14 protein-coding genes are annotated in these 13,678 nt (G+C 73.0%); 7 read left to right on the forward strand and 7 right to left on the reverse strand.

The annotated features are described in order from the left end of the window. Position 1: 1 nt before the first annotated feature. Positions 2 to 988, reverse strand: coding sequence for a LysR family transcriptional regulator (locus ACIA8F_RS27055; RefSeq protein WP_399382539.1), 987 nt, complete (start codon positions 986 to 988; stop codon positions 2 to 4). A gap of 75 nt (positions 989 to 1,063) precedes the next feature. Between ACIA8F_RS27055 and ACIA8F_RS27060 the strand changes: the two genes are divergently transcribed. Next, a complete protein-coding gene (locus tag ACIA8F_RS27060) occupies positions 1,064 to 2,080 on the forward strand; it encodes a DMT family transporter (RefSeq protein ID WP_399382541.1) in 1,017 nt (338 codons plus the stop codon). 156 nt (positions 2,081 to 2,236) lie between these two features. Here ACIA8F_RS27060 and ACIA8F_RS27065 read toward each other — a convergent pair whose 3' ends face one another. Beyond that, positions 2,237 to 3,568: an aminotransferase class I/II-fold pyridoxal phosphate-dependent enzyme gene (locus ACIA8F_RS27065; RefSeq protein WP_399382543.1), complete on the reverse strand. Its 1,332-nt coding sequence runs from the start codon at positions 3,566 to 3,568 to the stop codon at positions 2,237 to 2,239. A 37-nt stretch (positions 3,569 to 3,605) separates the two neighbouring features. Between ACIA8F_RS27065 and ACIA8F_RS27070 the strand changes: the two genes are divergently transcribed. Beyond that, a complete protein-coding gene (locus ACIA8F_RS27070; RefSeq protein WP_399382545.1) occupies positions 3,606 to 4,331 on the forward strand; it encodes a pyridoxamine 5'-phosphate oxidase family protein in 726 nt (241 codons plus the stop codon). On the opposite strand, the gene ACIA8F_RS27075 is transcribed toward ACIA8F_RS27070, so the two are convergent. Together ACIA8F_RS27075 and ACIA8F_RS27080 are read right to left on the reverse strand one after the other, a co-directional pair. Then, positions 4,318 to 5,364, reverse strand: coding sequence for a DMT family transporter (locus ACIA8F_RS27075; RefSeq protein WP_399382596.1), 1,047 nt, complete (start codon positions 5,362 to 5,364; stop codon positions 4,318 to 4,320). The genes ACIA8F_RS27070 and ACIA8F_RS27075 overlap by 14 nt on opposite strands. 186 nt (positions 5,365 to 5,550) lie before the next feature. Continuing rightward, positions 5,551 to 6,516: an EamA family transporter gene (locus tag ACIA8F_RS27080; RefSeq protein WP_399382547.1), complete on the reverse strand. Its 966-nt coding sequence runs from the start codon at positions 6,514 to 6,516 to the stop codon at positions 5,551 to 5,553. 201 nt (positions 6,517 to 6,717) lie between these two features. Here ACIA8F_RS27080 and ACIA8F_RS27085 point away from each other — a divergent pair, with 201 nt between their 5' ends. Beyond that, on the forward strand, positions 6,718 to 7,146 hold the full coding sequence (locus ACIA8F_RS27085; RefSeq protein WP_399382549.1) for an SRPBCC family protein: 429 nt from the start codon (positions 6,718 to 6,720) through the stop codon (positions 7,144 to 7,146). A 91-nt stretch (positions 7,147 to 7,237) separates the two neighbouring features. Here ACIA8F_RS27085 and ACIA8F_RS27090 read toward each other — a convergent pair whose 3' ends face one another. Then, positions 7,238 to 7,849 carry a PadR family transcriptional regulator gene (locus ACIA8F_RS27090; RefSeq protein WP_399382550.1) on the reverse strand — a complete coding sequence of 204 codons (612 nt, stop codon included), beginning with the start codon at positions 7,847 to 7,849 and terminating at the stop codon, positions 7,238 to 7,240. A gap of 160 nt (positions 7,850 to 8,009) precedes the next feature. Here ACIA8F_RS27090 and ACIA8F_RS27095 point away from each other — a divergent pair, with 160 nt between their 5' ends. Beyond that, positions 8,010 to 8,597: a hypothetical protein gene (locus ACIA8F_RS27095; RefSeq protein WP_399382552.1), complete on the forward strand. Its 588-nt coding sequence runs from the start codon at positions 8,010 to 8,012 to the stop codon at positions 8,595 to 8,597. A gap of 85 nt (positions 8,598 to 8,682) precedes the next feature. After that, positions 8,683 to 9,507: a PhzF family phenazine biosynthesis protein gene (locus ACIA8F_RS27100; protein ID WP_399382554.1), complete on the forward strand. Its 825-nt coding sequence runs from the start codon at positions 8,683 to 8,685 to the stop codon at positions 9,505 to 9,507. Between the two features lie 10 nt (positions 9,508 to 9,517). Here the strand turns inward: ACIA8F_RS27100 and ACIA8F_RS27105 are convergent, their stop codons facing one another. Further along, positions 9,518 to 10,261, reverse strand: coding sequence for a CPBP family intramembrane glutamic endopeptidase (locus ACIA8F_RS27105; RefSeq protein WP_399382597.1), 744 nt, complete (start codon positions 10,259 to 10,261; stop codon positions 9,518 to 9,520). Positions 10,262 to 10,440: 179 nt separating this feature from the next. Continuing rightward, positions 10,441 to 12,012: a glutamate-cysteine ligase family protein gene (locus ACIA8F_RS27110; protein ID WP_399382556.1), complete on the reverse strand. Its 1,572-nt coding sequence runs from the start codon at positions 12,010 to 12,012 to the stop codon at positions 10,441 to 10,443. Positions 12,013 to 12,532: 520 nt separating this feature from the next. Here ACIA8F_RS27110 and ACIA8F_RS27115 point away from each other — a divergent pair. Both ACIA8F_RS27115 and ACIA8F_RS27120 read left to right on the forward strand, forming a co-directional pair. Further along, positions 12,533 to 13,153, forward strand: coding sequence for a hypothetical protein (locus ACIA8F_RS27115; protein ID WP_399382558.1), 621 nt, complete (start codon positions 12,533 to 12,535; stop codon positions 13,151 to 13,153). A gap of 280 nt (positions 13,154 to 13,433) precedes the next feature. Then, positions 13,434 to 13,640 carry a DUF5999 family protein gene (locus tag ACIA8F_RS27120; RefSeq protein ID WP_399382560.1) on the forward strand — a complete coding sequence of 69 codons (207 nt, stop codon included), beginning with the start codon at positions 13,434 to 13,436 and terminating at the stop codon, positions 13,638 to 13,640. Positions 13,641 to 13,678 lie beyond the last annotated feature (38 nt).

Below are 13,678 nucleotides of genomic sequence, written 5' to 3' on the forward strand. Positions count from 1 at the left end.
CTCAGGCCACCGCACCACCGCCCGCGACCTCCCCGACAGCCGCGGCCTCCCCGACAGCGGCGACCCGGCCTGCCGTCGCGGCCTCCCCCGCCGCGGCCGATGCCGCCCTCCTCAGGGCCTCGACAGCGGCCCGGATCGACGGCCGGCGGTCGGCGTCCGCGCGCCAGACGACGTACACGTGGCGCCGGACGCTGTCGCACACCGGCAGCAGCCGGACCCCCGGCGGTACGGGGCCGCGTCCCAGCCGGGGGGCCACGCACACACCCAGTCCGGCCTCGACGAAGGCCAGTTGGGTGTGGTGCTCCTCCGCGATGTGCGTGATCCGGGGCTCGATGCCGGTGCCGCGCAGGGTGGAGACGAGCCACTCGTGACAGAACTGGCCCTCGGTCCAGGAGATCCAGTCGTCCCCGCCGAACTCGGCCAGGGAGATCTCGGAGCGCCCGGCCAGCGGATGCGCCGCCGGCACCGCGATGTCCAGCGAGTCGTCCAGGAGATGGGCCCGCGTGAGCTCGGCCGGTACCGGCATCCGCTTGTTGTGCCAGTCGATGGCGAGGGCCATGTCGAGGTCGCCCCGCACCACGGCGGCCATGCTCTCTCCAGGCTCCTGCTCCCTTACGCGGGGCCGCAGTTCGGGGTGGTCGGCCCGCAACTCCGCCAGCGCCTGCGGCAACAGCCCCCGCATGGCGGTCGGGAAGGCGGCGATCCGCAGCTCGCCGACCGCGCATCCGCGCGCGGCCTCGACGTCGGCCTGGGCGAGCTCGACCTGCGAGATGATCCGGGCCGCGTGCTCGGCGAGGAGCCGCCCCGCATCGGTGAGCCGGACCCCGCGCCCGTTCTTGGCCAGCAGCGGCTGCCCGACCTCCCGTTCCAGCTTGGCCATCTGCTGGGACACGGCGGAGGTGGTGACGTGGAGTCCGTCGGCGGCGCCGCCGACGGAGCCGTGGCGGGCGAGGGCATCAAGGGTGCGCAGCCGCTCCAGATTCAACATGTAAGCAATCCTACGACGTCACCCCCAACAACTCTCGCTTGTCCTACGAGGTCGCCAGGAGCGAAGGTGGCTGTCATGAGCGCCCCCAGCACCCCGCTTCCCCACCCCACCCCGGCTCCACCGAGCCCCTCCGCCCCGCACCCGTCTCCGGCCCCCGCCCCGGCCACGGCCTCCACCCCCGCCCTCCTCGACGGCGCCACCACCAAGGCCCGCGCCACCGGCCGCCTGGACTGGCGCCTGCGCTTCGCGATCCTCTCGGTGATCTGGGGCTTCAGCTTCCTGCTGATCAAGGTGGGCACAGAGGCGTACGCCCCGTTCCAGGTCGCCCTCGGCCGGGTCTTCTTCGGCGCGCTCGCCCTGCTCACCGTGCTCCTGATCCGCCGCGAGCCGCTCCCCCGGGGCGGGCGCACCTGGGCCCACCTGTCGGTGGCGGCGCTGCTGCTCAACACCGTCCCGTTCTCCCTCTTCGCGTACGCGGAGCTGAGCATCCCCTCCAGCCTGGCGGGCATCTGCAACGCCACCTCTCCGCTGTGGGGCATGGCGCTCTCGCTGGTCGCCCTCTCCGAGGACCGCCCGACGCGCCGCCGCTTCGCGGGGCTGGGCCTTGGCTTCCTCGGCGTCCTGACCGTTCTCGGCGCCTGGCAGGGCTTCTCGGGTCTCGACGCCAAGGGCACGGCGCTCGCCCTGCTGGCCGCGCTCTGCTACCCGATCGGCTGGATCTACGTACGCCGCACCCTGGCCGCCGCACCGGGCTCCCCGGTGGCCCTGACCGGCGCCCAGCTCCTGCTTTCGACCCTCCAACTGGCCTCGGTCAGCGCCCTGTTCACCTCGACGCCGACCTCCTTCCCGCTCTGGCCGACCCTCTCGGTGATCGCCCTGGGCGCGCTCGGCACGGGCATGGCCCTCCAGATGCAGTACGGCCTGGTCACCGAGATCGGCCCGACCACCGCGCAGATGGTCACGTACTTCATCCCGGTCATCGCGACCACGGCGGGCGTCCTGCTCCTGGACGAACAGCTCCACTGGAACACCCCGGTGGGCGCGGCCATCGTCCTGGCCGGCGCGGCCCTCACCCAGACCCGCCGCCGCTAGGAGGTGTCCGCAAAGTACCGCCTGCCTCACGACGCCCGGCACGCGCTCTCGGTGTGCCGGGCGCCACTGTGCGGACACCCCCTTGGGGTGTGACGCCTTGTCGATCAGGCCCCGCGAGCCCGGCCCGATCGGCAAGACACCCCCGAGGGCCCGCCCTCAGTCGAGCCGCCCCCCGGCCGCCGGCCGGACGGCCGAGGCCACCGCCTCCGCCAGCCCCGGCACGTCCGCCGGGGACAGCGTCGACACCGTCATCCGTACGGCCGGGCCCGATTCCACCCGGAACCGGGCCCCCGGAGCGACCGCCCAGCCCGCGCCCAGCAGACGCGTCACCACCGCCGTCTCCTCGGCGACGGGCACCCACACGTTCAGCCCGCTCCGCCCGTGCGCCCGCACCCCGTGCCGGGCGAGCGCCGCGACCAGTACGTCCCGGCGCTCGCCGTAGGAGCGCGCGACCGCAGCGTGGTCGACCGCTCCGGCCTCCCACAGCTCCACCGCGGTGTACTGCAGCAGCCGACTCACCCACCCGGGGCCCAGCCTCTGCCGTCCGCGGACCCGGTCGAGCGTGACCCCGTCGCCGGTCAGCAGGGCGAGCCGCAGGTCGGGGGCGTATCCCTTCGCGGTGGAGCGGATCACCACCCAGTGGCGGGTCGCCCCGCCCAGCACGTTCAGCGGCAGGTCCACGATGCCGTGTCCGTGGTCGTCGTCGATGACCAGCACCTCCGGGTGCCCGGCGAGCACCGCCCGCAGCTCCGCAGCCCGCTCCGCGCTCACCACGGCGCCGGTCGGATTCTGCGCCCGGGCGGTCACGAGCAGCGCCCGGACCCCCAGCGCCAGCGCGCGTTCCACCGCGTCGGGCAGCGGCCCGTCGTCGTCCACGGCCACCGGTACCACCCGCAGTCCCAGCGCCGGGACGAGGTCGAGCACGCTCCCCCACCCCGGGTCCTCGACCGCCACCGCGTCTCCGGGCCGCAGGTGCGCGGCCAGGACCCGTTCGATGCCGTCGAGCGCGCCCGAGGTGACCGCCACCTCCCCGGCCGGGACCCCGTCCGCGTCGAAGGCGGCCCTGGCGAACCGGGCCAGCTCCGGGACCACCGGGTCGTGCCCGTAGAGCGTGGGCTCGGCGGCGTACCGCCGGGCCGCGCCCGCCAGCGCCACGTCCAGCGCGGGCAGCAGCCGCACGTCCGGGTTGCCCGAGGCGATGTCGTGCACCCCCGCCGGGACGGCCATCCGCAGTTCGTCGCGCGGCGCGGTCGCCGGGCGGGACCGCACCCGGCTGCCGCGGCGCCCGTCGGTCTCGATGACCCCGCGTTCGCGCAGCGTGCGGTACGCGGCGGCCACGGTGTTGGGGTTCACCCCCAGCACACCGGCGAGCTCCCGCATCGGCGGCAACATCGCTCCCGGTGCGAGCGCGCCCGAGGCGACGCCCGCTTCCACGCTCGCGGCGATTTCCGATGCACGCCGCCCGATGATCAGATACTCTCCTAGCACAAAGCTAAGTATGCACTAATACAACGGAGTCCGCACGATGAGCGTCACGCCCGCACCCGAGGCCACCCCGGAGACGTCGACGGCAACGCCCGCGCCCACGGAGGCGCCGGCCGCCGGATACGCTCCCACGGACCGTACCGTTCCGAGCCGGTACCGCGACCGCGCGCACTACGACCACGAGACGGTGCACTCGATACTGGACGCGGCCTACCTCTGCCACCTCGGTTTCATCCGCGACGGCGCGCCGGTGGTCCTGCCGACCCTCTTCGGCCGGGTCGGCCAGACCCTCTACGTGCACGGCTCCACGGGCTCGCGCCCGCTCCTCGCGGCCGGCCAGGCCGATCCGGGGCTGCCGGTCTGCCTCACCGTGACGCACCTCGACGGCCTGGTCCTGGCCCGCTCCGCCTTCAACCACTCGCTCAACTACCGCTCGGTGGTCGTGCACGGCACCGCCCACGAGGTGACCGACCCCGAGGAGCGCCGGATCGCGCTCGACGCCCTCGTCGACCAGGTCGTCCCGGGCCGCTCGGCCGACTCCAGGCCGGCGAACGCCAAGGAGCTCGCGGCCACCGCCGTGATCCGCCTGGACCTGAACGAGGTCTCCGCCAAGGTCCGCAGCGGCGGCCCGGGCGACGCCCCCGAGGACCTCGCGCTGCCGTTCTGGTCCGGCGTGGTCCCCGTGGCGCCGGCGTACGGGACCCCGGTCCCGGCCGCCGACCTCGCCGCGGGCATCCCCGTCCCGGACTACATCACCGCGCTCTGACGGCCGCCCCGTCGGCAAGGGCGGGCCGGACCTCCGGCCCGCCCTCCCGCATCTGCGCGTCCCCGGCCTCGGCGTCCCCGGTCTCCGCGCCCCCGGTCTCCGCACCGCCGGCCACCGCCGGCCCCCGCGACTCCGCGGCGATCAGCGCCCCCACGGCCGTCAGCAGGAGTACGGTGCCCAGCACCACCGGGCCGGTCAGCCGCTCCCCGAGCACCAGGACGGCGATCGCCGCCGCGCCGACGGGCTCGATCAGCATGATCACGGACACCGTCGCGGCCCGTACCGCGGCGGCCCCGCTGAAGTAGAGCGCGTAGGCCAGGGCGGTCGGCACGGTGGCCATGTACGCGAGCAGACCGAGCACCCGGGCGGGCTCCGCGGTGTGCGGCATCAGCCCCTCCACGAGGGCGAGCGGCAACAGGCACACCGCGCCCACCCCGACCGACCAGACGGTGGTGACCAGCGGGTCCCCTCCCGTTCCGCGCCGCCCCAGCAGCCGGGCCCGCAGGGTCATGGCCCCGTAGCCGGCGGCGGACAGCAGCGCCCAGCCGATGCCGAGCGGCCGCACCTCGGCGCCCGCTCCGCCGAGGACGAGCACGGCCAGCCCGGCCAGCGCCCCGCCGACCGCGAGGATCCCGCCCCGGCCGAGCCGCTCCCCCATCCAGTACCGGGCCCCGAGCGCGATGAGCACGGGCCCGGATCCGAGGGTGGCCACGGTGGCCACGGCGAGGCCGGTCTCGCGGACGGCGGCGAAGTACGCGGCCTGGAAGAGGGTGAACAGCAGCCCGGTCCCGATCAGCGACCCCACCGAGGCCCGGGCCCGCACGGCGCCCGCCCCGGCCGCACCGCCCCGCGGGCGGCGGCGCACGGCGAGTACCGCGAGGAGCACGGCCAGCCCGCCCGCGCACCGCCAGAACGACAGGGCGAGCGGGCCGAGGTCACTGACGAGGTAGAGCAGCGAGGCCGCCGCCCCCGCCGTGCCCCAGGCGGTTCCGGCGATGACGAGGAAGAGCAGGCTGCGCCCGTTGGAGGGCATGTGGTCCGACTGATTCGACACAGGGGATCTCCGCGCGTGCGTGAAGGATGAAAGGAGCAGGTCATCGCTTCGCGGGCAGCGCGAATCCGCCCGGGTCACGGCCCGGGCCGGGTTCTCCTACGGTGTGGCAGCCGCCCGCGCTAGGCGGCGGGAGGCGGAAGCACGGTCATCGGCATGATCGGGAGCCTAGACCTTGCTCGGATCGCGGTCCAGAGCGGCCACCGGCTCGGCGACTCCGGGCGCGGGCGCGGCCTGCCGGGAGGTCTGCGCGATGAAGGCCCCGCCCAGCACCAGGGCGCCCCCGACGATCTGCCAGGTCGAGAGGTGCTCGCCGAGGAGCACCCAGGCCAGGACGGTCGCCACAACCGCCTCGAGACAGGCCACCACGCCCGCGACCTGCGGCGACAGCTTCCGCACGGAGACCACGCCAGTCAGGTACGCGAACACGGTCGCGATCAGCACCACCCAGCCGAGCAGCACCGGCGCCGGCACCATCAGCTCCCCGAGCGCCGCGTCGCCGCCCAGGACCTGCCAGTCGATCCGCCAGGGCCGGGCGATGACGGTCATCACGAGGGTGCCGACGATCATGCCGTACGCGATCATGCCCATCGGGTCGGGAAGGTCATCGCCGTCGCTGCCCTGGTCGGCGAAGACGAAGTAGAAGGCCTGGCAGCAGGCGGCCGCGAGGCCGAGCAGCACGCCGAGCAGATCGAGGCTCAGCCCGGCCCAGATCTGCACCACGCAGGCGAGGCCCACGACGGCCACGGCGGCGCCGGCCGCGGCGGCCCGGGTCACGGGCCGCCGCTGCACGAAGCGGATCCAGCCGAGCAGCAGCGCGGGGCCGAGGTACTCCAGCAGCAGGGCGACGCCGACCGGGATCCGGGACAGGGAGGCGAAGTAGAAGGCCTGGACGCCGGCCACGGCGACGAGCCCGAAGCCCGCGAGCAGCAGGGGTTTGCGGCGTACGAGATCGCGATGGCGCCAAGCCAGCGGGGACAGCACCAGAGCCGCCCCGGCCACCCTGAGCCAGACCATGTGGAGCGGGTCCAGACCCGCCTCGATCAGCGGCTTCGCCGCCACACCCGAACCACCGAACGCGATCGCCGAAATGAGGGCGAGGCCCAGTCCGGCATGTCTCCCTGACGCTTGCATTCGGACATCATGGCAGGACCGGTCAGGAGCCACGGGACCGTGACACCTGTTGAGACGCTCCCGAGACCGACCCGGTACCGACCGGGCCCGAACCCGCCCTTCGCCTCCCTCCCGCTCGATATCTGACAGGTCGTCAGTCTTGAATGTTGCGTCCGCCGGGACTACCTTCCGCCGCACGTACTGACGAGAAGGGGTGGTCGCATGGCTGAAGTCACCGCGGAATCACGCATCGAGGCGCCCGCCGCGAAGCTCTGGTCCCAGCTGACCGACTGGGACGCATACGGCCAGTGGAGCATGACCCACACCAACTTCCCCAAGGGCGGCCCCGAGACCCTCGCGGTGGGATCCACCTTCGCCGAGAACATGAAGATGATGGGCTTCCCCGCCGAGGTCCTCTGGACGGTCTCGGAGCTGGAGGACGAGCGCGTCTTCACGCTGACCGGCAAGGGCCCCATGGGCGTGGCCATCCTGACCCGCTACACCCTGATCCCGGACGGCGAAGCCACCACCGTCCGCATCGACGGCGAGTTCACCGGCGCCGCGGTCTCCCTCATGGCGGGCAAGCTCAAGGACTCGGCCACCGCCGCCCTGAACGAGTCGCTCCGCAAGCTCTCCGGCCTGGTCGCCTGAGCAGCGCTCCCGGCCGAGCAGGCCCGTAGAGCCCCACACATGACGGCGCGCCCCGCGAGGAACCTCGCGGGGCGCGCCGTCATGTCGACGATCAGTGCTCGTCGGCCAGAATCAGGTAGAGCTTCTTGCGGGCGTCGTTGATGACGGCAAGGGCCTTCTCCCGCTGCGCGGGGGTGCCGGTCTTGAAGACCTGCCCGAAGGCCTCCATCAGGCCGAATCCGGCCGTCCGGACCTCGTTCACGGCCTCGAAGTCGAAGCCCCGGCCGGCCTCCGCCCAGGGGGCGTCCGGGCCGGACTCGGCCTCGGTGCGACCGGCTTCGGTGAGCGTGAACAGCTTCTTGCCGCCCTCGCTCTCGCTGGTGATGAGACCCTCGTCCTCCAGCATCTGCAGGGTCGGGTACACCGACCCCGGGCTGGGCTTCCACGCCCCGCCGCTGCGCTCGCCGATCTCCTGGATCATCTCGTAGCCGTGCATCGGCCGGTCGGCGAGCAGTGCCAGGATCGAGGCGCGCACATCACCCCGCCGCGCCCGGCCCCGAGGCCCGCCGCGCCCCCCGAAGGGCCCACCGCCGAAGGGCGGCCCGAACGGCCCGAAGGCGGCCCGCCGCTGCTGGAACTCCTCCCGACGGTCCGGCCCGCAGTGGCCGTGACCCCGTCCGTGCTCATGTCCGTGGTCGTGTCCGTGCTGTCCGTGTGAACGCATGACTGCGCTCCTTTCCTCATTCGGTGATCTCGTTGTCGCTGATGCGATGTCTCTACTATCGCTGACCCATCGCGATGCGTCAACGATATATCGGAAACTTTCTCAACGAACACCCCGGACCACCCGCAGTTGGCATTGACGGCCCGACTACGGTGGCCGGGTGAACGCATTGAACGGACCGGCCGGCACACCCACCCACCCCGTAGCCCTGCTCCCCCTCCTGGGTGCCGACGAAGGGGCCGTCGCCTACTTCGCCGAGGTCGCGGATCTCGACGCGACGAGCCCGGCCGACCATCTGCTGGAGGACGGAGTCCGGCTCGCCTCCGGGGCCCGGCTGGAGCCGTTCGCACGGGCGGGCTCGGGGGACGCGTTCTGCTTCGTCGGCGAGGGCGGCGAGGAACGCCCGGTGGTGTACGTCAGCCTCGACGGCGAGGCGGGACCGCTCGCCCTCGGCCTGCCGGAGTTGGCGCGGCTCTTGCTGGTGTCACCGTGGTGGCGGGATGCTCCGGGACGGACGGCCGACGAACTCCGGGCCGTCGCCGACGAGTACCGGGAGGACGTGCCCGACCTCGACCGGCGACGCGACCGCGCGGCCCGGGCACTCGGTCTCGATCCGGCCGGGCTCCCGCCCGAGACGGCGGTCCTGGCACGCCTCGTGGAGCTCTCCCGGAGCCCCGTAGCCGCAACCTGCCTCGTCGTCGGCCGCGAGGGCGACCTGCTCGACCCCCTGTTCGACGCCGGCACCTAGGCCCAGACCCAATCCCCCCAGACCAGTCCAGTCATCCCGAATTGGCCTTTGCAGCCGGCTCCGCCGCGTCCCTACCGTCGGTGACATGCGCATCCGAATCGTCGACGCCTTCACCGACCGCCCCTTCGGCGGCAACCCCGCCGGGGTCCTGCTCCTCGATGGCGCGGGCGGGTTCCCCCCGGACGCCTGGCTCCAGCAGGTCGCCGCCGAGGTCAATCTCTCCGAGACGGCCTTCGCCCATCCCCTGCCGCCCGGCGGTGAGGCGGACTGGGCGCTGCGCTGGTTCACCCCGGCCGCCGAGGTCGACATGTGCGGCCACGCGACCCTGGCCACCGCCCACGTGCTGGCCGCGAGCGGCCTCGCGACGGGGCCGGTCCGCTTCTCCGCGCGCTGCGGGGTACTGGAGGTCACGGCCGCCGCGGACGGGACCCTGGTCATGGACTTCCCGACCTCCTCCCTGACCGAGGTCGAGCGGGACCCGGCCGTGGAGCGCGCGCTCGGCGCCCCGGCCAAGTCGGTCCACGACACCTCCGAGCACATCGGCGACCTCGTGGTGGAGCTGGCCGACGAGCGGGCCGTACGCGAGCTGACGCCGGACTTCGCCGCCCTGCGCGGCCGCTCCCGGCGGGGGATCATCGTGACCGCGGCGGCCGAGGACCCCTCGCGCGGCTACGACTTCGTCTCGCGCGGGTTCTTCCCCGCGCTGGGCATCGACGAGGACCCGGTCACCGGCAGCGCCCACACCGCCCTGGCCCCGTTCTGGGCGCAGCGGCTGGGCCGCACGGAGCTCGTCGGCCTCCAGGGCGGAGCCCGCACCGGCCTGGTCCGGGTCCGGCTGCTGGGCGACCGTATGCTGCTGATCGGGCGCGCGGTCACGGTCATCGACGGCGAGCTGCTCACGGCGCCTTGAGCCGGGCGGCCTACGGCGTGGGCAGCCAGCCCACCTTGCCCGCGAGCAGGGCGTACCCGCCGAAGGCCACGATGTCGAGCAGGGCGTGCGCGACGACGAGCGGACCGACCCGGCCCCAGCGCCGGTAGGCGAGGACGAACACCACGCCCATCACCACGTTGCCGATGAAACCGCCGATGCCCTGGTAGAGGTGGTACGAGCCGCGCAGTACGGAGCTGGCCAGCAGCGCGGCCATCGGCGACCAGCCGAGCTGCCCGAGCCTGCGCAGCAGGTAGGCCAGCACGATGACCTCCTCCACCACGGAGTTCTGGATCGCGGAGAGGATCAGCACGGGGAACTTCCACCACACGTCGGGCAGCGCCTCCGGCACCACCGTGAGGTTGAAGCCGCTCGCCCGGGCCCCCAGGTAGAAGGCGAGGCCGGCGCTGCCGATGCAGGCGGCCACGAGCACGCCCCGGCCGAGGTCCGGCCAGCGCTGCGTGCGGTCGAAGCCCAGCGCCTTCAGCCCGGGCGCGCCCTCCCGGGTCAGCAGGTGCGCGACGAGCAGCACGGGGACCAGGGCGCTCGCGATGCCGAACAGCTGCCAGGCGAGGTCCAGCCAGGGCCGGCCGGGGGCGTAGGACCCGTTGAGCGTGGCGGCCTGGTCCTTGAGCCCGCCCGGCTTGGTCAGCGAGCCGATGAAGCTGATCAGCGCCGAGACGCCGCTGGCGCCCAGGGACAGCGCGAGCACGAGCAGCGTCTCGGAGCGCAGCATCCTGCGCTCGCCGGGGCCCCCGCCGAGCTCCCCGATCTCCGGTTCCGGCACCGTCCGCACGCCCGTCTCCCGTTCCGCCACCGCTGCGGCATCCCGCGGGGCGGCCCGCCCCGATCACCCCATACTGCCTCCTCGACGGAGCGAAGGGATCACCGGGCGGGACCGGCACGGCTGCGGGATCAGTCGGCGGCCGCCGGTCCGACCGTCCCTCCGACCGCCCCTCCGGCCGCTCCGCGTGCCGCCGCGGCCCCACCCCCCAGACCCGCCGGCCAGGTGTGCACGGGATCGCCCCGGTGGCTGAGCTCGCTGTAGCGGCGCGTGGTCGCGGCCAGCGCCGCGTCCCGCTCCAGCCCGCCCGCGAGCGCCCGGTGGTACGTGTCCACCTGCCAGGTGGCTCCGTTCACCCGGCGCCGGCACCGCTCTTCGATGATGCCGAGGTAGTGGTCCCGGTCCGCGGGCTCGATGCCCCACGCGTCCAGGCCGGCGGCCGCCATCGGCAGCAGTTCCTCCAGCACCAGCCGGACCGCGGGCACGCTCGCCAGTCCCCCGCCCCGGCCCCGGCGCGGCCAGCGCAGCCGGGCGTCGATGCCGTAGCGGCAGGCCGCGTCGAAGTTGGCCTCCGCCTCCGCGAAGGGCAGCCGGCTCCACACCGGGCGCTGCTCGTCGGCGAGCGTCCGTACCAGCCCGTAGTAGAAGGCGGCGTTGGCGACGACATCGGCCACCGTAGGGCCGGCGGGCAGCACCCGGTTCTCCACGCGCAGGTGCGGCACCCCGTCGGCGACCCCGTAGACGGGCCGGTTCCACCGGTAGACGGTGCCGTTGTGCAGCACGAGTTCCTGGAGGCTCGGCACCCCGCCCTCGGCGAGCACCCGCAGCGGCTCCTCCTCGTCGCAGATCGGCAGCAGCGCCGGGAAGTAGCGGACGTTCTCGGCGAAGAGCTCGTAAGCCGAGTCCACCCAGCGCTCGCCGAACCAGGTGCGCGGCCGCACCCCCTGCGCCTGGAGCTCGGGCGGCCGGGTGTCGGTGGCCTGCTGGAAGAGCGGCGGCCGCGACTCGCGCCACAGCTCCCGCCCGAACAGGAAGGGCGAGTTGGCGCCGACGGCTATCTGTACGGCCGCCACCGCCTGGGCCGCGTTCCACACGTCCGCGAACCGGGCCGGGGTCACCTGCAGGTGCAGTTGTACGGAGGTGCAGGCGGCCTCCGGCACGATCGACCCGGAGGTCCAGGTCAGCCGCTCGACCCCCTCGATGTCGAGCACGAAGTCCTCGCCCCGCATCATCAGGATCTGCTCGTTGAGCAGGGAGTAGCGGTCCACCGCCGAGAGGTTGGCGGTGACCAGGTCGGTGCGGGAGATCGTCGGCAGAATCCCGATCATGACCACCCCGGCACCGACCTCCAGAGCCTGCCGGTGGGCATAGCCGAGGCCGGCGCTCAGTTCCTCGGCGAGCTGGTCGAATACCCGGCCGCCGAGCCGGTGCGGAAGTACGTTGACCTCCAGGTTAAACATTCCCAGTTCGGTCTGGAAATCGTTGCTCGCAATACGCTCGAGGACCTGCGCATTCACCATTCTCGGCAACCCGTCGGCACCCGCGAGATTCAGCTCGATCTCCAGCCCCATCATGTTCTTGGGGCGATCGAACCTCTTCTCCTCCAGAAGTCGCTCCAGTACCTCCAGGCACTCGTGAAGCTTCCTCCGGTACCGTTGCCGATCGGACAGGTCGAATCCGCCCGCCACGACCTTCTCCCCCATCGGAGCGTCCCTCCTCGACTGGGCCCGGTAGGCGGTCAGTGGATCCGGGATCCGCCACCCGGGCGCGCGTTACGGTCGATGATGCCCCGGCCGCGTGATCGATAACGCGGCGGGGGCGTGACTGTCGGGGAGCGCGCGCCGGTTTGGCCGAAGGGCGCTTTGGCACATTCACCTGGCAAGCGGCCTTGCGCAAATACAGCGTAGACCTTGCCGGTTATCGATAACCGGCGCTTTTCAGCCGAGCCCCCATCCGGTAACCTCCGAGGTCAGCGCCGAAATTTTGCGCGCACCCGGCATGAATGCCACGTCAGCGGGACCGGTAACCGCCTTGTCGGCAATAGGCGGGACAGCTAGCGGAAACACTGCGTGAACACATGTCAGATAAACTCCGCAAGCGAGGCAGAGAGTTGGCGCGCGGCCATTGCCCCTCAGCCCTCCTCTGACCCCAGAATGCGACAGCGCCGTCCGCACCCCGCACCCGCCCCGTTCCACAGGTCTCCCTAGCGAGAGGCGACCCACCATGCCGCTGCACGTCCCTCCGGCTCCCGCGCCCGCCCTGCGCAGTGTCCTCGCGGCCCTCGGTTCCCCCACCGCCGTCCACGAGGCACACACCCCGGCCCTGCGCTCCCTCCAGGGGCCCATGACCGCCGAACTGCCGCTGCCCGTCCACGTCCTGGACCGGCTGCACGTCTCCGGCCTGACCGCCGGCGGCAGGCCGCCGCGCACCCGGCTGACCGGCTGGCGCTTCCTCATCCGCAGCGGGGACCGCTACGTCGCAGCCGCCGACACCAGGCTGACCCCCGACGGCTGGGCCTTCTCCCACTTCTTCGAGGGGCCCTACGTCGCCGCCACGGAACGCGCGCTGCGCCAGGCCGAATCGCTCGGCAAGAACTACCAGCCGCGCCTGCTCTCCGTACCGGAGCTGTACATGCTGACGCTGTGGCTGCACGGCTCGGTGGGCGCCGACGCCTCCGCCGGCCTGCCCGCTGCCGCCGACCTCCTGGTGCCCCTCGCCCCCGCCCCGCCCGGCATCGCCGCCTACCGGCCGCACACCGTGTCCGAGCTCCTGCCCGTCCTGACCCATAGGCTCACACCGACGGCTCCCCCGGTCCCGCCCTCCATGGCGGCGCCGGCCGCCTGAACGGCCTCCGGCCGGCCCCCTGGCCGGTTATGCCCATTCGGCCTAGCCCACTCGGGCCCCCCGCGAACCATCCGAATTGGCAGGGGAGTTGAGCTGAACCGCCCGCACGGGTGATGCGTCATCAATCTATGAGGACAGCTGCCGCGAAATCCCTCCGGACACCGTGCCGTGGGGGAACACTGGGGACTCTGACCGAGCCAAGTCGTTGATACGGGGGGCGGCCATGACCAACGCATCGAGCCGCAGCACACAGACCACACCGCAGCGAAAGAACGCATCCATGTGCCAGCACAAGCCAGCATGCCCGTCCGCCGACTCCGCCGACCGGGAGGCCGCGCACCCTGTGGCCGTTCACCCGGAACAGGGATGGAGCCTGCTGTGCAACGGCGTCCTGCTCTTCGAGGACACCGGTGAGCTGCTGCCGGACGGCCAGATCATCGCCCCGCGCCGCCCGCTCGCCGCGACGCAGGTGATGAAGGCAGCCTAGCCGCGGCGCAAACGAAAGGGGCCGGTCCAGGAGAGAAC

It is taken from the genome of Streptomyces sp. NPDC051563 (assembly GCF_044454225.1).
GTDB lineage: Bacteria > Actinomycetota > Actinomycetes > Streptomycetales > Streptomycetaceae > Streptomyces.